A 19,175-nucleotide genomic window follows, 5' to 3' on the forward strand; every position below is an offset into this window, starting at 1 on the left:
TTTTTCGGGTTTATGATTTCGTTCTATTATTTTTGATTCGCGGAAGAGCTGAAATATTCTTCTTTGAGAGTTTGTAAAAGATTCTTTAAAACTCTTTTTCTTCGATCCACGTCGGGCAGGATCGATTTAAGTTCCTTTCTAAATTCGATCAACTCTTGAAAATCTTCCTCGTGATCGTTCGGGATGAGTTCGTCCAAAGCGGACTTGACCACGCCCGACAAACCGGCAAAATTTCCTTCTGTGGAAATCGCAATTCTCAAGGGCCCGCGATCCAAAACCGCTGCGGAGTAAAAATCGCAATTGGAAGGATCGTCCGCACAGTTGATCCAAATCTTCCAAGAATGCGCGTATTCGCAAAGTCTACGATTCAGCTCTGAATCGTTCGTTGCGGAGAAAACAAGCGCACGGCCTTGGAGATCGGAAAAATCCACGGATCTATATTCGATCTTGATCTCGGGATGTTGATCCAAGATCGCAACGACTTCTCTACAGGCTTCGAGAGTGATTACGGTGATCTTCGCTCTACAATCGATGAGATGAGGAAGTTTTTCAAGGGCGACCTTGCCGCCGCCGACCAAAAGTATATTCTTATTTTCTAAATTAAGAAACGCGGGATATTTACGACTCATTCTTTTCCTCCGAAATTTGCGAAAAGAATGCCGCGGATTCTTTTTTTTGTAAAAACTGAACCACCTTTCCGATGTAAACGATGCCGGGCCCCTTTGTCCTTTTTTCCAAATAAGAATCGGCCGCTTCACCGAGAGTACAAGTTTGAATCTTACAATTTTGCAAAGACGCGTTTTCCACGAGCGCGACGGGGAGTTCTTCGGAACTTCCGTGATCCAAGAGTAACTTTGCAATTTTAGGAAGCGAAGTTGTTCCCATAAAAAGAGCGATCGTTCCCTTAAATTTTGCAAACCATTCCCAATCCGTTTCTTCATTGAGAACGGTATGTCCGTCCATGATCAAAACCTGACGAGAGAGCCCTCTATGTGTTAACGGAAATCCGGCGAATGAAGAACCCGCGTTGAGAGAACTCACGCCGGGGACGATTTCGTATTCTATATTATGATTAATTAATGTAATTAATTCTTCGCCGCCTCTGCCGAAAACGAATGGATCTCCGCCTTTGAGACGAACCACATTTTTTCCGGAAAGTGCGTAAGAAAGAAGAAGCTGATTGATCTCTTCTTGAGTGGCCGAATGAGCGCCCGAACGTTTTCCAACGTAGTGAACAAGCGCATCCTTCGGAAAAATTTCGAGAAAAGAAGGATCCAGAAGCGCGTCATACAAAATGACTTCGGCCTTTGTAAGAATCCGATACGCTCGAAGAGTGAGGTCTTCCGGATTTCCGGGACCGCCTCCCACGAGAAAAACCTTTCCCGGCTTTTGCAGATCGGAATTGGAATCGGAGGTCGTCATGAACTTATGCTCCGACCCCGGTGATCATACCCGCGCCGACAGTGGAATTGGTCCCTTCATCCACAAGAATAAAACTTCCCGTCGTACGATTGATTCTGTATTCGTCAAAACTCATCGGCTTCGCGGTTCTAATTTTAATCTTACCTATTTCGTTTAACGTGAGACCTTTATCGGCGTCCTGTTTTTCGTGAGTATCCGGAGCAACTTTGAACTCGATTTCTTTCACGATCGCCTTTACCGCGTTCGTCGTTTGGCGAAGAAGGTATTTATTCCCAGCCAAAAGTGATTTAGAATCCATCCAACAGATATTGGCTTCGATGTCTTGAGAAACGACAGGAAGATTGTCCGATTTTACGATCATATCGCCTCGAGAAATGTCGATCTCGTCTTTGAGACGAATCGTAACTGACATCGGAGGAAACGCTTCGTCGACTTCTCCAGCGTAAGTATCGATGGCTTCGATCGTGCTTGTAAAACCGCTCGGTAGAACGGTGATCGCATCGCCTTTTTTAAAGATTCCGCTGCGTACTTGTCCCGCGTAACCTCTGTAATCGTGGTGTTCGTCGGAAAGAGGACGAATGACGTATTGCACTGGAAAACGCGCGTCTTCGAAATTCTCATCGCTCTCTATATAAACTTCTTCGAGATGAGAAAGAAGGGTTCTACCTTCATACCAGGAAAGATTTTCGGACTTATCGACAACGTTGTCTCCGTTGAGCGCGCTGATCGGAATAAATTCAATATCTTTAATATCTAAACGAGCCGCGAAATCGAGATATTCAGCTTTGATTTCTTCGTATCTTGCCTGAGAAAATTCCACAAGATCCATCTTGTTGATACAAACGACGAGATGGGGAATTCTCAACATAGAAGCGATATAAGAATGGCGATAGGTCTGTTCGATCACGCCCTTTCTCGCGTCGATCAAAATGATCGCAAGATTAGAATTGGAAGCGCCCGTGACCATATTTCTCGTATATTGAACGTGACCGGGCGCGTCTGCGATGATGAACTTTCTCTTCGGAGTGGAAAAATATTTATAAGCGACGTCGATCGTAATACCCTGTTCTCTTTCGGCTTTGAGTCCGTCCGTAAGGAGAGCCAGGTTGATCTGACCGTTGTTTCCTCTTCCCGTCTTCTCGATCGCTTCGAGTTGGTCCTCAAAGATGGACTTGCTGTCGTAAAGAAGTCTTCCTATCAAAGTGGACTTACCGTCGTCCACGCTTCCTGCGGTAATAAAACGTAATAAATCCATCAGAAGTATCCTCCTCTTTTTCTGTCTTCCATGGCGGCCTCGGAACGTTTGTCGTCCAGTCTGGAACCGCGTTCCGTGGTTCGAGTCGCCTGAATCTCGAGGATGATATCGTCGATATTATCCGCTTGAGAATCCACCGCGGCAGTGCAAGTCATATCGCCTACCGTGCGAAAACGAACGACTTTGTCTTCCACGCGATCGTTCGAGTCGATCGTGATAAACTTGGAAACGGGGAAGAGAAGATTCTCGCGATAAATGATCTGACGAGTATGAGAAAAGTATAAAGAAGGAAGATCGATTTTTTCCTTACGAATGTATTCCCAAACGTCCAGCTCGGTCCAATTGGAAATGGGAAAAACACGAACGTTTTCACCGGGACTGATTTTGCCGTTGTAGATATTCCAGAGTTCGGGTCTTTGGAGTTTCGGATCCCACTGACCGAACTCGTCTCGAACTGAAAAAACTCGTTCTTTGGCTCTGGCTTTTTCCTCGTCTCTCCGAGCGCCGCCGATACAAGCGTCGAATTTGAATTCCGCGATCGTGTCGAGAAGTGTAACCGTTTGAATTCCGTTGCGGCTTGGGAATTTACCCTTTTCTTCTACGGCTTTTCCTTGATCGATGGAGTCTTGAACATAACGAACGATCAGCTTCTCGCCGATCTTGTTTGCGAGTTCGTCCCTGAAGTCGAGGGCTTCTTGAAAATTATGGCCGGTATCGATATGCACCAAGGGGAAGGGAAATTTTCCCGGACGAAAGGCCTTGAGGGCAAGGTGGACTAACGTGATGGAATCTTTTCCGCCGGAAAACAAAAGAGCGGGTCTTTCAAATTGGGAAGCGGTCTCTCGAAGAATATAAATCGATTCCGCTTCGAGTTGTTCGAGATGTGTAAGTCTGGATCTGTTCATAGTTGAATTCATATTGCTCTTTTAGGACCGGATTTCTGACGGACTAACTTACCGTCCACAACGTGAAGTCCGCATTCTTGATTGTCTTCTTCCCACCACCATCTTCCGGAGCGAATATCTTCTCCGGGCGCAACCGCGCGTGTACAAGGCGCGCAGCCGATCGAAGGAAAACCTTTGCTATGGAGAACGTTTACGGGAATACGATAAGTCGCGATAAAGTCTTGAGTTTTTTCCAAACTCCAATCGAGGATCGGGTGATATTTTAGAATATTACGGGAAGAATCCAATTCCACTTTTGTGAGAGATCCTCTGGAGTCCGATTGTTCGGAACGAATTCCGGTGATCCAGAGTTTTGTTTCTTTCAGAGCGCGATTGAGCGGTTCGACTTTCCGAATATAACAACATTCTTTTCTGTTTTCAACGGAGTCGTAAAAGCTATCCGGGCCTTTTGTATTGATCAGATTTTGAACGGCCGCCGTATCGGGAAAAAAGGTTTCGATCTTTTTGCCGTAACTCGCGTTTGTAAGTTTGTGAAGATCGTAGGTTTCGTTAAAAAGGCGTCCCGTGTCCAAAGTAAAAACTCGGATTTTTAAGTTTCGGGAAAAGATTACGTGAGTAATTACCTGATCCTCAAGGCCTAAACTCGTAGAGAAGGCTGCGGAATCACCGTACTCATTGCTGATCCATTCTAATGCGTCTTCCAGATTCAAAGGCGCAAGTTTTTGTTCCAACTCTTGCGGTTTCATGTTCGTGATAATCAAAGTCTCGAATTGGAGGCTTAGGCATCCAGCTTGATTTTATTATTTATCCAAGAAATAGTCCAGATTTAAGAGAAAGTGGAGCTATTTATTTACCAAAGTCCTATATATTGGATTTTTTGTAAACTATATTTGATATCGAGTCTTTGAAAGAGACATTTTCTCAGTCTTACTGGAAATTTCGGAAACAAAAATAGGAATTTTGTCGGAACTCCGATTTCTCCCGTCAAATAGCGCGCGCCACTCTGATTGGGTTCATATCCTTACCCACAAGTTGGAAAAGCGATTTTGAATCAGGCGATCCCAATCAAAATTTTTTGTAGGAGTTCCTACAAAAGCTCTGAGAGAGAATATTCCTTGCAAAATAATGATTTTCTGATAGAGCAAAGTCGTCCGAGTTTTCCACCACCCGCCCCGCCACCCAAAAACAGGGCGGGGCTTTTGTTTTACGGAGGACTGTCGTTGTTACGACAGTTTTTTCTTAAGATTCAGTCCACTTTGTGGGTAAGGATATGCAAAAATAGGGCGGGGCGCGCGACTTTCACGGAGGAACGTCGGAGTTCCGACAGATTCTTCTTGAGATTCAATCCACTTTTGGGTTAGGTTATGCGGATTGGGTTTGGAGGTGGTGGCTCGTGGGAAAAATTCCGAAATTTCTCCCTATCACAAAGTGAGGTTCCTTTGCAACGAAAAAGACATCTGCCCATTTGTAGGAACTCCTAAAGAAAGTATTGGAAAATTTGATTCGACAAACTCCAATCAGTTCCAAATGGAAATAATTTCGATCCTAAGAGGTTTTTTTCGAAAAAAACCGAAGATCTACCTTCTTCTTTTTGGACTTTACGGCTCGGCCTTTCTCATCCTCTTTCTGAATGAAGAATTCGGATTTCCCCTTCTCACCTCAAAACACTTTCCTACAAAGGCGATCAGCGCAGTGGTAGTTTACGGAATTCTAATCTTCTTTTTCTATTGGAATCTTTCGCAAAAAAGAAGAAGCCTTTTACAAAAAAAAGGAGCCGTCGGTTTTCTTCTTACCTTTTGGATCTGTCTGATCGGTCTCGAACTTTTGAATCTTCCGTTTGAAAAGATTCTCATCCATTTACCGAGAGAATATATGTTTTGGTCTTGGAAGGTTCTCAAACAAATGGTTCAATTGTTTCCTCTGCTTTTACTACCCTTGTTTTATGATTTTTATAGAAACGGAACGAATCCGATTCCCTTTGAAAAAAAGAAAAACGTTTCCTATTATCCGATCTTGCTTCTTGGAATTGCGCTTTCAGCGATCGGATCTTTTATACCCGGATTTAAGGAATTTTATCCGAGAGCCCCTTTGAGTTCGGAACAATTCTTCTATCACGCGACTTGGATCACGACTTTCATTTTTGAAATCGTCTATCTTGCGACTTTTTTCTTTACGGAATTCTTTTTTAGGAAATTTCTCATACGATATCTTTCCGGAGCGGGAAGATATCACGCGGTCGGGATGAGTGCGCTCATTTACGGTCTGGTGCACTTTCAAAAACCGAACGGTGAAATTTTGAGTTCCTTTTTCGGAGGATTGTTGATGGGAGCTTTGAGCATTCGAACCCATTCGATTCGGGGCGGACTTTACGCGCACATCGCACTTGCCGCGGGAATGGAATTTTTTACCGGCATTTATGTTTGGGAAAAACTTCTTTAAATTTTCGGGCGACTCCTGCGCGATTCATTTATAAAGAAGAAGCGGAACAACGATTTGGCGCAGGACCGGGCTCTTCATTCCAATCTGCAAAGCGCCATCCAAACGATTTCGAAAAATTAGAACTTACGATAAACGATAGCGCATTGCAGGATTTCCATTTCGATCCCTGTCGCGAGCGAAACTCGTAAAAAAGATAGACTCGACTTTATATCGAAATTTTTCTAAAACAGATTCCTATCCATTTTGAGAAAAAAGGAAGTCGGTTCTAAAGAAAAAAACTGTTCATTCGTTTCGAATCGGTATTGATTCAAGTAACATCCAAGAATTCGTTCAAAAACTAAAACTGTAGGAACTCCAATCAAAATTGAACTTCGGTAAATCCTTTAGAAAGTTCATAAGCGGTTCGGGGAATAATCCGTGAGAACTCCCGCATTTTTACTACAACTTATCGAGTTTTTGTAAACGATTTCTTTCAGGGTTTTGGGACAAGCGCCAACTTTCAAATGTCCTGATAAGATTCTTAAAAGTCATCGGATTCCATTCACTTTTACGATACAAGCCCCGCGAATCGGAAATTGTTCCACCTCTTTTGAAAACTTGAGTTCACTGCCGGAAGGCCGAAGATTTCCTTCGATCTCTTCGCAGGACTTCGCGGCGATAAACCAATCCGGCTTTTCCAAAAGATTTTTCTCCCAGTCGAATTCTTCCTTTTTGCGTTTTTCTCTCACATCTTGACGATGGATAAAACCCGCACGATAAAAAGAAAGGGTCAGATCCGGACGATTGTGGTGTTCCAGAGGAAGTCGGTTCCAAAAAACGGAAGGCCTGTTTAGATTCTTCTTAAAAACCTCTTCCGCATCGGCCGCCGTATAAAACAGACTCGGATCCACTCCGGAAAAACAAAGATTGGTTCTTTCCCATACGTTGAAATGATTGTAGATCGAATAACCAGTCGTAAACATTAAAAAAACAGAATATATCAAGGTTGAAAAGAATTTTAATTTTTCGGAAAAAAACATTTCATAACAGAACATTCCGATCGAGACGAACATCGCGGGATACAAGTGATAGATATGTCGGGGTTGATGATTCGGAGTCATCAAAGTTAAACCGAGAATCGAAACCAAAATCGAAAGAATGAGAAAAAAAGAAGCGCCGATCCGTTTTTCTTTTTTGTAATTAAAAATTCCGAAACAAAGTCCCAAAAACAAACCGAATAAAAGAAGCGCACCGCCGTAAGGAGCGTAAAACGAATTCTCCAAGATCTCTTGAAAATACGTAAGGGAAAAAACGGAACCGTCGCTTTGTCCCGGCAATAAACCGGCGCCTTGCACGTGACCGATCGTGCTGCTCGAACTCGAAAATCGATCCGGATGGAGTAAAACCCAGCATCCAATCGGAAAAATACAATAGGTCCAAAAGTATTTCCATACCGGCGAAAACTCTTTAAAAAGCGACGATTCTCCTTTTTTCCTTTTGAAAGAAGGATAGAATTCTTTCCAAAGAGAATGACTCACGCTGATCCAAAGGATGAGAACTCCCGTATAACGCAAAAGTCCCTTCGTTTTTCCGGGAAGAATTTCTTTGGAAAGAAGAACGGAAACAAGGATCAAAAGAAAACCGATCAAGATTGGAATCGCATTTTTTAAATTTTTTCGATACGAATTCAAAATTTGAAAAATAAGATCTTTTGTTTCGGCAAATCTAAAAAAGGATAAATACAAAACCCCGAAAAAGACAAAGATATAACCGTAAGGATACTTTGTATGAAACAAAACGTTCGCGCTGAAAAATAAAAACCACGGAGAATACGAATCCGCGTTATGCGCTTTCTCTCGATTCGTTTCCGGATCCTTTTTGTCATTCGAGTTTTCTTCCGAAGAAAAATATGTTTCTAATTCCCAGAGGGCAAGGATCGCGGGAAGATAAAACAACCCTCCTTGGATCTCGAGCATTCCCGAAAACGTGTAATGCATCCATCCGGGATTCTGCAACAAACCGCCCCAAACAAACGGAAACAAAAACGCAGTCGCGATCCAAGATCGTTTTTCAGCAAATCGAAAGAGAATCCAAGGAACGATAAAAAACATCAAAATCAATTCCGCAAACGTAAACAAAGAAACCGGAGTTCCTCCGGGACCGAAAAAGAAAACAAGCGCGGCTTCCGGAAAATTTCGAAACACCGGCCAAGTCGGAGAATCAAAAGTCAATCTCAGTACGGTCCAAAGATCGAAGGAGCGAAAGGCCTCGGCAAATCGTATGGAAGTGACCAACCTTGCATCCGGATCCCAGGTCAAAAAGTTTTGATTGGGACAAAAGGTAAGAAATTTAAAATAGAGTTTCCGGAAATAGATTCCTAAAATGACGCACTGTGGAAGAAAAAATCCAATGGTTAGAAGTTTTGGAAATCGAAGAATCTCGGAGAATCGCATCATGATGAAAAGGAATCCATACAACTTCTTCCCACTCTCGGTCAAAAGTCGAATCGGAATCTTTCTTTTATTCTTCTTTTTTTCCCCACTCCTCGCCGACGATCGTCCCTTTGTGTTTCCCAAAGATCATTCCTTTCATTCCCGATACAAAGTAGAATGGTGTTATTTCGTCGGAGTTTTAAAATCCGCTGAAGGAAAAGAATACGGATACGAGCTGAGTTTTTTCAAAGGAATATTCGGGAAGAATCAAGAGGTTTTTCCCGTTCATTTCGCTATCTCCGATTTCGAAAATCAAAAACACCATATCACGCAGACCATAGAACGTAAGTTAGGCGGAATGGCCGGTTACGACGTTGGGCAAATTTTTAGCGGGGATTACACGATGCGGATTCTCGGAAAAACTGATTTCCGTTTGATTGCAAAAGACAGAGGAAATTCTTCCATTTCTCTGGATTTAAAATTGAACTCGAAAATTTCCGATCTTCTTTTACACGGAGACAACGGCAAATCGATCAAAAGCCGAAAAAATCCGAATTTCTATTCTTATTATTACAGTATCCCCGGACTTTTTACGACGGGAGAACTTACGATCGGAGAAAAAAAAATCCGAATCGTAAGCGGAGATTCTTGGATGGATCACGAATGGAGTAGTCCGTTCGATTCTCCCCCAAACTCAAAACTTTCGGATCCATCCAATTCCTGGGATTGGATCTGCATTCAACTCGAAGACGGAACAAAAATTATGGCTTTCAATTTTAGAGAATCGCCGAATTCAAAATCGGAATCCTTTGCGACGGTCAAACTAAACTCCGGAAAAAAAGTCGGCTTGAATCAAGAAGGAGAAGTTTCTTTTTCTCCCCATTCTTCAAAATGGAAAAGTCCAGGAACACAAAAGGAGTATCCGCTTTTTTGGAATTTGACGACTCGTTCCTCCGAGAAAGAAGCCTTACTCGATCTAAAAATCGAACCCGTTTTTGAGGACCAGGAATTCGATTCAAGACCGACGACCGGTTTTAGTTATTGGGAAGGTGCGGTGAAAATTTTAGGAACTCGAAACGGAAAAAAAGTCAAAGGAACCGGGTATCTCGAACTCAAAGGAAATCAAAATTAGTACAAAAACGGAAATTCAAAGATTTCCATTACCAACAATTGAATTTCTTTTTTTGAAAAAGACTTTGTCTTGGGATCTGTTTCCTCGAAACTGTTTATCCGGGACACGGAAATGAAATGAAAAAATATTTCCTAAAACGATTTCTTCTCGTCATTCCAACGTTATTGGGAATGACCTTTATCGTTTTTTTAATCTCTCATTTCGCGCCCGGCGGACCGCTTGAAACGGAGATTGCAAAAATTCGAGGTTATGCAAACGCCCAAGGCGGAAGCGCAAAAACGATTTCAGAGGAAGAAATCGACATCATAAAAAAAAGGCTTCATCTGGATAAACCGGTCGGAATCGCCTATCTCTATTGGCTCAAAGAAATTCTTACTTTCAATTTGGGAGAATCGAGACTTCACAGTCGTCAAGTCACCGATCTGATTTTAGAAAAATTACCGGTATCGCTCACGTTCGGTCTTTCCGGATTTTTACTTTCGTATCTGATTTGTATTCCTTTGGGAATTTCTAAAGCGCTTCGGAACGGAGAAAAGTTCGATGTAACCACGAGCGGTATCATCTTAATCATCTATTCCATTCCGGCTTTTGCGTTTGCAGTTCTTCTTCTTTATACGTTCGCCTCGGGAGAACTTCTTTCCCTTTTTCCGCTCGGACACGAAGTCTCCGACGAATACGAATCTTTTTCAACTTGGGAAAAGATCCAGGATAGAATCCAACACATGTTTCTTCCGGTGATCTGTTACGTTTCCGGCTCTTTCGCCGTGCTGACTCTTTTGATGAAAAATTCCCTTCTGGATCAGATTTCAAAAGAATACGTTCGAACTGCGCTTTCCAAAGGATTCAGTTTTAAGGACGCAATTTTTAAACACGCGTTCCGAAATTCTTTGATCCCGATCGCAACCGGTTTCGGGAACAATCTCAGTCTTGTACTCGCGGGTTCCATCATCATCGAACTCGTATTCAATATCGACGGAATGGGACTGATGAGTTTTCAAGCCGTTACGGAAAGAGATACGGAACTGATGATGGGCCTTTTATTGGTGCAGAGTTTTCTTTCTCTGATCGGAAACATTCTTTCCGATTTTTGCTATGTCCTGATCGATCCGAGGATTCAATTCGAATGATCCTAAGTCCGATTCTAAAAAAAAGATTTTCGAAGTTTAGAGCAAACCGAAGAGCCTGGTACGCCTTAAATACATTATTGATTTCTTATGCGATTTCCTTGTTTGCTCCTTTGATCGCAACCAATCAGCCCCTGATCGTAAGTTATCAGGGAAAATGGAGTTATCCCGTTTTTTCTTTTTATCCCGAATCTCAGTTCGGAGGGGAAAATCTAACTCCTCCGAACTACAAAAAACTCGCGCTCAGAGAGGACTTTCATTCCGGACCAAACTGGATTCTTTTTGCTCCCGTTCCATACGGATACAACGAGGATAATTTGGAAAGTTTGGAGGAAGGAGAGACACCGCCATCCTCGCCGAATGCAAGACATTGGCTCGGTACCGACGATCGGGGAAGAGACGTTTTCACAAGAGTTTTCTACGCATACCGCAACGCTCTTAGTTTCGGACTCATTCTCGTATTTTTAGAACTGGCGATGGGAACCTTGATCGGTGGAATGCAAGGATACTTCGGCGGAAAGCTGGATATTCTAATGCAAAGAATCATTGAAATCCTTTCGGCGATTCCGTTCTTATATTTGATTCTCATCGTAGGAGCTTTTTTCGGGAGAGGATTCACCGTCCTTCTCATCACGTACGGCGCTTTGAGTTGGATCGGAATTTCCTATTATATGCGCGGCGAATTTTACAAACTCAAACAATTGACTTATGTGGATTCCGCGAAAGCTCTCGGCGTGAGTTCGTTTCGAATCATGGTAAGACATATTCTTCCGAACGCGATCACCCCGTTAGTCACCTTTTTACCGTTCACTTTGATCGGATCCATTTCTATCCTGAGCGCTCTCGACTTTTTGGGTTATGGAATTCCGGCGCCAAATCCTTCCTGGGGAGAAATGATCGGACAAGGAAGAGAACGATTGAGCGCCTGGTGGTTGATCACGTTTCCATCGACGGCTCTTTTTCTGACGATTCTTCTGACTTCCTTTATCGGAGAGGGTTTGCGCGATTCCTTTGATTCAAGGGAAAGGGCGGTCTACGAATGAGCTCTTCGGTTCTCTTACAAGTGAAGAATTTTTCGCTCGATCTTTTCTCCGAAAATCGATGGCTCCCGGTTCTTCAAAATTTGACATTCGATGTAAAACAGGGAGAAATTCTTTCCTTGATCGGAGAATCGGGTTGTGGGAAATCTCTGACCGCACTTGCGCTTACAAGACTCATTCCCTCCAATATTTCCAGAGTGAAGTCCGGAGAAATTTTATACCAGGGAAAAGACCTTCTAAAACTTTCATCGGAAGAATTGAGAAAGGTCCGAGGAAAGGAAATTTCTTACGTCTTTCAAGAACCGTTCGCGGCATTGAATCCGTTGATGAAGATCGAAGATCAGATGATCGAAGCTTATCTAATGCACATTTCATCCAATCGAAAAGAGGCCATCGAAAAAGCTGAACATCTTCTTTCCTCGGTGGGGATCACCGATATCAAACAAAGACTTTATTCTTATCCGAATCAGATGAGCGGTGGAATTTTGCAGAGGATCAGCATCGCGATGGCTCTCATGTGCGATCCCTCCCTTCTCGTCGCGGACGAACCCACGAGTGCGATCGACGTAACCATCCAAGCGCAATTAGTAGAATTACTTTTGAATTTACAAAAGCAGAATCAAATGTCCATTCTCTTTATTTCTCACGACTTTGGACTTGTCGGAACCATAGCTCACAGAATCGCCGTCATGTATGCGGGAAGAATCGCGGAAGTCGGAGATACGGATTCGGTGATCGATTCGCCAAATCATCCTTATACGATCGACTTACTTCGGTCTATACCGTCTCTCGCAAAATCGGTCCATGATCTTCTTCCGATCCAAGGAATCGTTCCATCGCCGGATCAATACCCTCACGGTTGTCATTATTCCACGCGATGCGGATCGGTATTTCATCTATGCAAAGAAAACAAACCTGAATTGTTTTCAATAGCGAAGGGAGAATCGCATCAATCCGCTTGTTTTCTTTCCAAAAAGCAGGATTCAAATTAAGAACATCCTATGATTCGTATCCAAGATCTAACAATCAGCTTTTACTCCAAGTCGGGATTCGGTTTTAAGAAGAATCGAATCGCGGCCGTCGACGCAATCAACTTAGAGATCGAAAAAAATGAGATCTTAGGTCTTGTGGGAGAATCCGGTTGTGGAAAATCCACCTTAGGAAGAGGTCTCGTTAAACTCTTACAACCCGAATCCGGAAAAATCTATTTTGAGGATGAGGAAATCACCTCGCTCTCCTCATCGGAATTTTTTCCTTTTAGAAAAAATATTCAGATCATCTTTCAAGATCCGTATTCTTCCCTAAATCCTAGAATGACGATTTCGGAAATTTTGAAAGAAGGATTGGAGATCCACGAAAAACTTACGGAGGAAGAAGAGGAGAATAAAATCAAAGAAATCTTAGAACGAGTCAATTTGTCTTCGGACATCCTCACTCGTTTTCCTCATGAATTCTCCGGAGGACAAAGGCAAAGAATCGCGATCGCAAGGGCGCTGATTCTAAAACCGAAATTTCTCATCTGCGACGAATCCGTTTCCGCGCTGGATGTTTCCACGGGAACTCAAGTTCTAAAACTCCTTGTCGAATTAAAAAACGAGTTCGGATTATCATATTTGTTTATCTCTCACGATCTGGGTGTGGTAAAATCTATTTCGGATCGGATCGCTGTTATGTATCTGGGAAAAATCGTAGAGATCGGCAAAACCAAGGATATCATCTTATCTCCGGCGCATCCATATACAAAAGCGCTCTTCCAGTCCACTTTCGACGTATATGACCGTAAAAAAGTAAGAACACCTCTCAAAGGAGAAATCCCGAGTACTGTAAACAAACCTCCCGGTTGTCATTTTCACACTCGTTGCCCGATCGCCCAAGAAATCTGTAAATCCGAATTCCCGAGTTGGAAAAATAAAGAAACAGATCAAAAGGTGCTGTGCCACTTTCCTTTGGACCGGGGAAAATGAAATTCTTTCAGCGCCTTAAACATTTCCTTTATAATAATCGAATCAAGTTTCTCGCGATTCTTCTTTTTCAAATTCTGCTTCTCGCGCTTTTTACGATTCTTCCGATTCTTTCCCGTCAGGATTTTTATAAGGATTTTATTCTTACTGAAATTGAAAAATCAACGGGTTTAGAAATCCAAGTCGATCAATCGGACCTAACTCTGTTTCCATTCCCCGGTATCGAATTGAATTCGGTTCTCGTCAGAAAGGGCGATGTGATAGTAGGTATCAGCGACCAGATTAAAATTGATATCTCCTGGTTCGGTTTATTAGGACAAAAAGTTGAAATTCGAGATATCTATATCTCCGGAGGAAGTATTAACCTCCATAAATCGAAAGAAGGCTCGATTGACCTGATCGAGTATTTGCAGAATGGAAAAAAAGAAACGGATGATTCCCAGAAAGTAAATTCGATTCGGATCTTCGATCCGATGTCGACTGGAAATTCCGCGCCCATCAATCCGAAAGAAATACTCAAGATCGGACTTAAAAATGTTCACATCGAAAATTTCTATATCAACTACCAAAACGATACTCATACCCGAAATTACGGGATTTATCTTTGGAAGTCTTCTTTCGAAGTTTCTTTTTACGGAAATACCTTCGATCTAAGCCTGGTTGGAAAACTAGACGGGCAAAGTTTTCAAATTTACGGAAGCGCCGACTTGGATGAATTTCCGACCACTTTGGAAAAACTACAATTCCAGACTACGATCATCTTTGATAATTGTTCCCTGTCCATTTTTCGGGATTTATTTTTTATTTTTCCGAAAGCTGATTTTTCAAAAACCGTTTTTAATGGAACCGTCCAGATCAAAAAATCCGTCTATGAAACTATCAATTTTAACATCACCGCACAGGCAAAAAACTTCGCTTACAAAGGAGGAAATCCGTTCGGCGATATTAAAGTAAACCTCGGTTTAAAATTAGACATTCCGAATAAGAAATTAGAATTTCCTTATATATCAATGACCTGGCCCGGAGTCGCGGAAGGGACGGCCAAAGGTTCAGTCCTATGGAATCAAAAAACAAACGCCTCTTTTCAGATCACGACCAACTACCTCGATTATCAAAGTGTATTCCGTTTAGCAAAACTTTTCGAACTTACGACCGCGTTTAACGATCCTAAAAGACCGGATGGAGTCTTTTATTTTACGGCCGATCTCAGGAACGTCTACGCGTTAAAACATAGATTTCCCGCTTTGAAAGCTGACGTAAAATATAACTATCCTTGGGTCGTCGTTTCCAGCTTTCACGCATATATATACAACGGAGAAATATTAGGAAAAGCTAAAGTAAATCCGTTTCAATCCAAGTTTGAGATACAAGGAGAGGCCTACCGCGTACTTTTGGATAGGATTTTAATGCCGTACGTAAGCGAAAGAATCATCAACGGAAATTTATTCAGCAAATTTAATTTTGTAACCGAGGTCGGACCTTATACCTCCGATTTCTCGGCGGATTTTTTTCGAAATATGGAAGGGTCCGGAAATTTTCAGGTTCTCAACGGAGAACTTTTGGGGTATGCAAACTTCATGGTTCCGGTTCTAAATACGCTCGGAAAGATCATGTCCTTCAGCGGGATCGACGGACGTAAGGTAGAATTCTCTTCTTTAAAATCGGACTTTAAAATCGAGAACAATCGATTCTATTTTCAGAATCTGAAATTACAGGGCGCCGGTCTCGAAGCCGATGGAAAGGGAAATGTCAGCTTTGAAAAGAACGTGGACGTATTAATCAATTTACGATTGGGTGGGAACATCGTCGGAAGGGCATTAAAAATTCCGATTATCTATAAAGGTGTATTTAAACAATCGATTCCTTATGTAGATCCGATTTGGTTGGGTTCGGTATTTGCGGGAAGTACGATCCTCGCCCCGTTTTTCACGCCTCTTGGAGGTCCGTATGGAGGAGGAATCGCCGGCTCCGTCGTTTCGGAATACGTAAGAGACGCATGGGAAGGATTTAAAGGACTCTTTTCTTCGAAAGAAGAAAAGAAAAACAAATAAATTAAGGAAATCTAATGATACCTAAAATTTTGATTCGAATCGCTTCCATCCTGATGTTAATCTTTACCTTAGGTCATTCTTTCGGTCATTTTACTCGATACAATACGGCGGATATTCGAGCGGTCCATACGATCACCTCGATGCAAATGACTAAAATTCCGATGGAAGGTGTGGATAAAACATACGATCAATTCTATTCCGGTATGAGTTTAAACCTGAGCATCACTCTATTTTGTTTAGCGGTTTTGCTTTGGTTTTTATCCAATCTTGTTAGTACGAATCCAAAGGTGGTTTTTAAACTTTTGATTCCGGTTTTTTTCTGCGTATTTTGCTTTTCGATCACGGGTTTTATTTATTTTTTTCCGGCCCCCACTATTGTCTCCTGTTTAGGAGCCTTATGCATTTTAGCCTGCATCTTTCTCTTAAGAAAAGAATCTTACGATTGACCGATCGTTTTTGTTTTTTCGATCAGAAATCGGGAGAATGGGAAAAGCGTTTTCCTTTTTCCAAAAGAATAAGCCTCGTCTTCGAAAAATATCTTTTTAGTGACAAGGACGAAGAATCCTTGCAGAATCCGTTCCTTCAATATTTCCGACCTCAATGCCAATAAGCAGCTTTTCGAAAAAGAAAAACGGACTTCGAGCCGTTTAGGTAAGATTTGAGGAAGATCATCCTTTTGAAAAAAGAATGTTAAAAAGCAGATCAAGACATTTACGCTTAGAGAGAAGCCTAAGTGAAATCGAGATCCATTCCTTCCTGAATCAAAATTCTCAGGGCATTGCTTGTTTCCACAAGTCCGTCTCGAATTTTATAATCGAAGTGCATTGCTCCGTTCACAATTTCTTCCTGAAAGTGTTTTAAGATCACACCTTCCACTCTCGCGAGTTCCAAGTCGTGACTTGTAACTAAACCCATCACTCGATTCTTCTTAAGTTCTTTCAGAATTCCTTTGCAAGCAAGGGAACGCTCTCTGGTATTCGTTCCTTTTAGAATTTCATCGAGCAGAACAAGATGGGGTATGGCAGGATCTTTAATTTTACGGACGATTTCGGAAAGTCTTCTTACTTCCGCATAAAAGAAAGAAATGCCCTCTTCTAAATTATCTTCATTCCTCATACTCGTGTGAATTTTCAAAACGGGAAGAGAGAATTCGGAAGCGGGAGTCGGGCCTCCCGCAAGAGCAAGGATCGAAGCAACACCGATCGTACGAAGATAAGTAGTTTTTCCGGACATATTGGAACCGGTGATCAAGACTACATCCTTTTCTTTTACTGAGTCAAGAACGTTAGCTACTTTAAAATCGAAAGGGATCAGAGGATGGTGAATATTTTGTCCTTGAATCGAAGTCGTAGAATTATCAGGAAGTATAGTCGGAAAGCAATAATCGGGAAACATCCATTTTAGATTCGCGAATGAAACAAGGGAATCGAAAAGGATCAAATCTTCCATGGACTTCTCCAAAAGAATCGAGTGTTTTTTTCTCCACTTCAAAATTCTCTGTAAGATCCAAAGATCGTATAAAAGTAGGTTATTAAGAATCAGATGAAGAAGAGGGGCCTCCGTCAACGCGACTCGTTTTAGAATTCGATCAAGATCTTCATAAGCTGATCTTAATTCTTCTTTTGAAGTTTCTTGTAAAAGGAATTTTCCGTTCTTATCCTGAATTCTCAAACCCTTTAGATAAATTAGAATCTTTTGAAGTCCGTTGATACTTCCCGAAAGCGAGTAGTATTCTTGAAATACCTCTAACGAAAGAGAACGATAAAGCCCAAACAAAATGAGATTTAGGAATAGAACCGATGCAGGAAAAGGAACTCCTAAGAGAATATTTGCCGGAATCAACGCCAAAACAAGAATCGTAACCGGCTTATAAATTTTAGAAAGCCAAGGATATCGATTCCAAAGATTCGAGGATAAATCCGATTGAATGAGCTTCGGGCTCGTTTTCCGAAGCGACTCGGAAGAATCCCGATTCTCCCTCAGATAAGAAGCCAATCTAAGTATTTTAGGAATCGCTAATGTTTTTTCGGATATCGATTTTACGATCGATTGTCTTTGTAGAACGTTCTCCCTTTGAAAATCGGAAGCAGATTCGTTCGGATCCAATAAGGAAATTAATTTTTGCTCCGCGTTCGTAGTAAACGTAGTATCCAACCAAGGAAACAAACCCGTTTCTCGGAAAAGATCCAAATCTCTCGCTAAAGGGGAAATATTTTCCAATGAAACACGAGTGCCGTGTTTTTTTCCAAAACCTTTGATTTTGATTCTTCCAACTTCTCTTTCTAAAACGGATTGCCAGAGACGAATCCGTTCTTTGGAAGAAAGTGTTTTCTTGTATCTTCTTACGAAAAAGAAAAAGACAAAAAGAAGAAGTAAGGAGGGAAGATAAAAAACCGATTCCGATCTGAGATAATAAAAGACTGAAATCCAGAGAACAAAAGTGGAGAAAAATATTAGACGAAATAGGGAAAGTTTTGCGAGAAGTTTGGAAACTCGATCGTGAAGTCGTTTTAATTTTCCGCTTCTACGTTCGAGCAATGCGATCTTAGAGGAAGAAGTCATCCTGTAAGAGAATTGATATTTTCATAGTGTTCGTTTTCGCGTTTATAAATCTCAAAATCCAACAAACGAACCAATGATCCGAGGTCGGGCATTACCCAGCGGGAAACGAGTTTTCCCCGGTCCTTGCCTTTGATCTTATCCACATAGACGTATCCGAACAAATCCGTGCCGTATTCGTAGGCGACGAATCTTCCTGTTCTTTTACCAGTGTTGTTGATCAGCCGAATCTGCATTTTTTTGCAATTTTACCGTTTTGCGAAAAATCGTACAAGAAAAAAAATACTCAAGTATTTTCCATTTTCAGCGATATGTTGTTTAGGGAGTCAATTGCTTTCTCAAGGATGAGAATCAGGAAACTCCTAATATAGAAAACTCGAACCAAACCAGAAAGTCGCATGGAGGCGCAAAAATGTTCTACCCGGAAATGGATCCCGAACTGAAAAGTTCCTTTCTTTCGATCAGCAAAACCACCGCAAATCTCGTAAACAACACAATTCTCCCTCAATCCGGATTAAAGGCCGGAAACCTGCTGAATTCCGCTCAAATGGAAAAGTTAAAAGAAATCCGTAAACGCAGGTTTCAATCCAGCGAATGGAAGAATTTTTTAAAAGACTGATTTTTGAGCTCGAAACGATTCCAAATATCGAGCACCGAGACAAACAAGATCGGGAAAAAAATTCGATTTTGAGGAAAGATTCGAAACATGACTTTCCTTGAAATCGGTTCCGATTCGAACTTTGAGTCCGTTTTCAAACTTTTCACAAAAGCCCGTTTTCGAAGAATTCTTAAAATCGGATTCTATTTCCGAATTTGAATCCAGGTTTTAGCGATCCAATCTGAAGTTTTTTAGAAAAGATTTTAAAACAAAAAAGC

17 protein-coding genes are annotated in these 19,175 nt (G+C 41.8%); 9 read left to right on the plus strand and 8 right to left on the minus strand.

What is annotated here, in order from left to right:
* Nucleotides 1-26 precede the first annotated feature (26 nt).
* From JWG44_RS00845 to JWG44_RS00865, 5 genes are read right to left on the minus strand one after another with little or no spacing between them, the layout of a single operon-like run.
* Entirely contained in the window at nt 27-629 is a 603-nt protein-coding gene (locus tag JWG44_RS00845; protein WP_205273073.1) for a precorrin-2 dehydrogenase/sirohydrochlorin ferrochelatase family protein, read from the minus strand.
* Nucleotides 619-1,422 carry a uroporphyrinogen-III C-methyltransferase gene (cobA, locus tag JWG44_RS00850; protein WP_205273074.1) on the minus strand — a complete coding sequence of 268 codons (804 nt, stop codon included), beginning with the start codon at nt 1,420-1,422 and terminating at the stop codon, nt 619-621. Before cobA ends, JWG44_RS00845 begins: the two co-directional genes overlap by 11 nt.
* 4 nt (nt 1,423-1,426) lie before the next feature.
* Complete coding sequence (locus JWG44_RS00855) at nt 1,427-2,677, minus strand: sulfate adenylyltransferase subunit 1 (protein ID WP_205273075.1); 1,251 nt, start codon at nt 2,675-2,677, stop codon at nt 1,427-1,429.
* A complete protein-coding gene (cysD, locus tag JWG44_RS00860; protein ID WP_205273076.1) occupies nt 2,677-3,582 on the minus strand; it encodes a sulfate adenylyltransferase subunit CysD in 906 nt (301 codons plus the stop codon). The genes JWG44_RS00855 and cysD overlap by 1 nt, the downstream gene beginning before the upstream one ends.
* Nucleotides 3,583-3,590: 8 nt before the next feature.
* Nucleotides 3,591-4,328, minus strand: a complete 738-nt coding sequence (locus JWG44_RS00865) for a phosphoadenylyl-sulfate reductase (protein WP_205273077.1) — start codon at nt 4,326-4,328, stop codon at nt 3,591-3,593.
* 781 nt (nt 4,329-5,109) lie between these two features.
* Between JWG44_RS00865 and JWG44_RS00870 the strand changes: the two genes are divergently transcribed.
* A complete protein-coding gene (locus tag JWG44_RS00870; RefSeq protein WP_205273078.1) occupies nt 5,110-6,021 on the plus strand; it encodes a CPBP family glutamic-type intramembrane protease in 912 nt (303 codons plus the stop codon).
* Between the two features lie 527 nt (nt 6,022-6,548).
* Here the strand turns inward: JWG44_RS00870 and JWG44_RS00875 are convergent.
* Nucleotides 6,549-8,453 carry a hypothetical protein gene (locus JWG44_RS00875; RefSeq protein ID WP_205273121.1) on the minus strand — a complete coding sequence of 635 codons (1,905 nt, stop codon included), beginning with the start codon at nt 8,451-8,453 and terminating at the stop codon, nt 6,549-6,551.
* Between the two features lies 1 nt (nt 8,454).
* Between JWG44_RS00875 and JWG44_RS00880 the strand changes: the two genes are divergently transcribed.
* The 7 genes from JWG44_RS00880 (at nt 8,455) to JWG44_RS00910 (ending at nt 16,186) form a co-directional block, all read left to right on the plus strand.
* On the plus strand, nt 8,455-9,564 hold the full coding sequence (locus JWG44_RS00880) for a lipocalin-like domain-containing protein (protein WP_232371412.1): 1,110 nt from the start codon (nt 8,455-8,457) through the stop codon (nt 9,562-9,564).
* A 116-nt stretch (nt 9,565-9,680) separates the two neighbouring features.
* The gene (locus JWG44_RS00885; protein ID WP_205273079.1) at nt 9,681-10,691 is read left to right on the plus strand and encodes an ABC transporter permease subunit; all 1,011 of its coding nucleotides are present in this window, start codon (nt 9,681-9,683) and stop codon (nt 10,689-10,691) included.
* Nucleotides 10,688-11,731 carry an ABC transporter permease gene (locus JWG44_RS00890; protein ID WP_205273080.1) on the plus strand — a complete coding sequence of 348 codons (1,044 nt, stop codon included), beginning with the start codon at nt 10,688-10,690 and terminating at the stop codon, nt 11,729-11,731. The genes JWG44_RS00885 and JWG44_RS00890 overlap by 4 nt, the downstream gene beginning before the upstream one ends.
* Nucleotides 11,728-12,720 carry an ABC transporter ATP-binding protein gene (locus tag JWG44_RS00895; RefSeq protein ID WP_205273081.1) on the plus strand — a complete coding sequence of 331 codons (993 nt, stop codon included), beginning with the start codon at nt 11,728-11,730 and terminating at the stop codon, nt 12,718-12,720. The genes JWG44_RS00890 and JWG44_RS00895 overlap by 4 nt, the downstream gene beginning before the upstream one ends.
* 9 nt (nt 12,721-12,729) lie before the next feature.
* Nucleotides 12,730-13,692 (plus strand): ABC transporter ATP-binding protein, encoded by a 963-nt coding sequence (locus JWG44_RS00900; protein WP_205273082.1) that lies wholly within the window; start codon nt 12,730-12,732, stop codon nt 13,690-13,692.
* Entirely contained in the window at nt 13,689-15,740 is a 2,052-nt protein-coding gene (locus JWG44_RS00905) for an AsmA family protein (protein ID WP_205273083.1), read from the plus strand. Before JWG44_RS00900 ends, JWG44_RS00905 begins: the two co-directional genes overlap by 4 nt.
* Nucleotides 15,741-15,754: 14 nt before the next feature.
* Nucleotides 15,755-16,186: an LIC_13387 family protein gene (locus tag JWG44_RS00910; protein ID WP_205273084.1), complete on the plus strand. Its 432-nt coding sequence runs from the start codon at nt 15,755-15,757 to the stop codon at nt 16,184-16,186.
* 283 nt (nt 16,187-16,469) lie between these two features.
* Here the strand turns inward: JWG44_RS00910 and JWG44_RS00915 are convergent, their stop codons facing one another.
* Complete coding sequence (locus tag JWG44_RS00915) at nt 16,470-18,302, minus strand: MutS family DNA mismatch repair protein (protein ID WP_205273085.1); 1,833 nt, start codon at nt 18,300-18,302, stop codon at nt 16,470-16,472.
* A complete protein-coding gene (locus JWG44_RS00920; protein WP_205273086.1) occupies nt 18,299-18,535 on the minus strand; it encodes a hypothetical protein in 237 nt (78 codons plus the stop codon). The genes JWG44_RS00915 and JWG44_RS00920 overlap by 4 nt, the downstream gene beginning before the upstream one ends.
* 176 nt (nt 18,536-18,711) lie before the next feature.
* Between JWG44_RS00920 and JWG44_RS00925 the strand changes: the two genes are divergently transcribed.
* Nucleotides 18,712-18,918: a hypothetical protein gene (locus JWG44_RS00925; RefSeq protein ID WP_205273087.1), complete on the plus strand. Its 207-nt coding sequence runs from the start codon at nt 18,712-18,714 to the stop codon at nt 18,916-18,918.
* The last annotated feature ends 257 nt before the right edge of the window (nt 18,919-19,175 follow it).

It is taken from the genome of Leptospira ainazelensis (assembly GCF_016918785.1).
GTDB classification, from domain to species: domain Bacteria; phylum Spirochaetota; class Leptospiria; order Leptospirales; family Leptospiraceae; genus Leptospira; species Leptospira ainazelensis.

Excerpts from the sequence above, each read along its gene's own strand:
- JWG44_RS00845 (WP_205273073.1), bottom strand. The coding sequence starts at position 629 with ATGAGTCGTAAATATCCCGCGTTTCTTAATTTAGAAAATAAGAATATA.
- cobA (WP_205273074.1), bottom strand. The coding sequence starts at position 1,422 with ATGACGACCTCCGATTCCAATTCCGATCTGCAAAAGCCGGGAAAGGTT.
- JWG44_RS00855 (WP_205273075.1), bottom strand. The coding sequence starts at position 2,677 with ATGGATTTATTACGTTTTATTACCGCAGGAAGCGTGGACGACGGTAAG.
- cysD (WP_205273076.1), bottom strand. The coding sequence starts at position 3,582 with ATGAACAGATCCAGACTTACACATCTCGAACAACTCGAAGCGGAATCG.
- JWG44_RS00865 (WP_205273077.1), bottom strand. The coding sequence starts at position 4,328 with ATGAAACCGCAAGAGTTGGAACAAAAACTTGCGCCTTTGAATCTGGAA.
- JWG44_RS00870 (WP_205273078.1), top strand. The coding sequence starts at position 5,110 with ATGGAAATAATTTCGATCCTAAGAGGTTTTTTTCGAAAAAAACCGAAG.
- JWG44_RS00875 (WP_205273121.1), bottom strand. The coding sequence starts at position 8,453 with ATGCGATTCTCCGAGATTCTTCGATTTCCAAAACTTCTAACCATTGGA.
- JWG44_RS00880 (WP_232371412.1), top strand. The coding sequence starts at position 8,455 with ATGATGAAAAGGAATCCATACAACTTCTTCCCACTCTCGGTCAAAAGT.
- JWG44_RS00885 (WP_205273079.1), top strand. The coding sequence starts at position 9,681 with ATGAAAAAATATTTCCTAAAACGATTTCTTCTCGTCATTCCAACGTTA.
- JWG44_RS00890 (WP_205273080.1), top strand. The coding sequence starts at position 10,688 with ATGATCCTAAGTCCGATTCTAAAAAAAAGATTTTCGAAGTTTAGAGCA.
- JWG44_RS00895 (WP_205273081.1), top strand. The coding sequence starts at position 11,728 with ATGAGCTCTTCGGTTCTCTTACAAGTGAAGAATTTTTCGCTCGATCTT.
- JWG44_RS00900 (WP_205273082.1), top strand. The coding sequence starts at position 12,730 with ATGATTCGTATCCAAGATCTAACAATCAGCTTTTACTCCAAGTCGGGA.
- JWG44_RS00905 (WP_205273083.1), top strand. The coding sequence starts at position 13,689 with ATGAAATTCTTTCAGCGCCTTAAACATTTCCTTTATAATAATCGAATC.
- JWG44_RS00910 (WP_205273084.1), top strand. The coding sequence starts at position 15,755 with ATGATACCTAAAATTTTGATTCGAATCGCTTCCATCCTGATGTTAATC.
- JWG44_RS00915 (WP_205273085.1), bottom strand. The coding sequence starts at position 18,302 with ATGACTTCTTCCTCTAAGATCGCATTGCTCGAACGTAGAAGCGGAAAA.
- JWG44_RS00920 (WP_205273086.1), bottom strand. The coding sequence starts at position 18,535 with ATGCAGATTCGGCTGATCAACAACACTGGTAAAAGAACAGGAAGATTC.
- JWG44_RS00925 (WP_205273087.1), top strand. The coding sequence starts at position 18,712 with ATGTTCTACCCGGAAATGGATCCCGAACTGAAAAGTTCCTTTCTTTCG.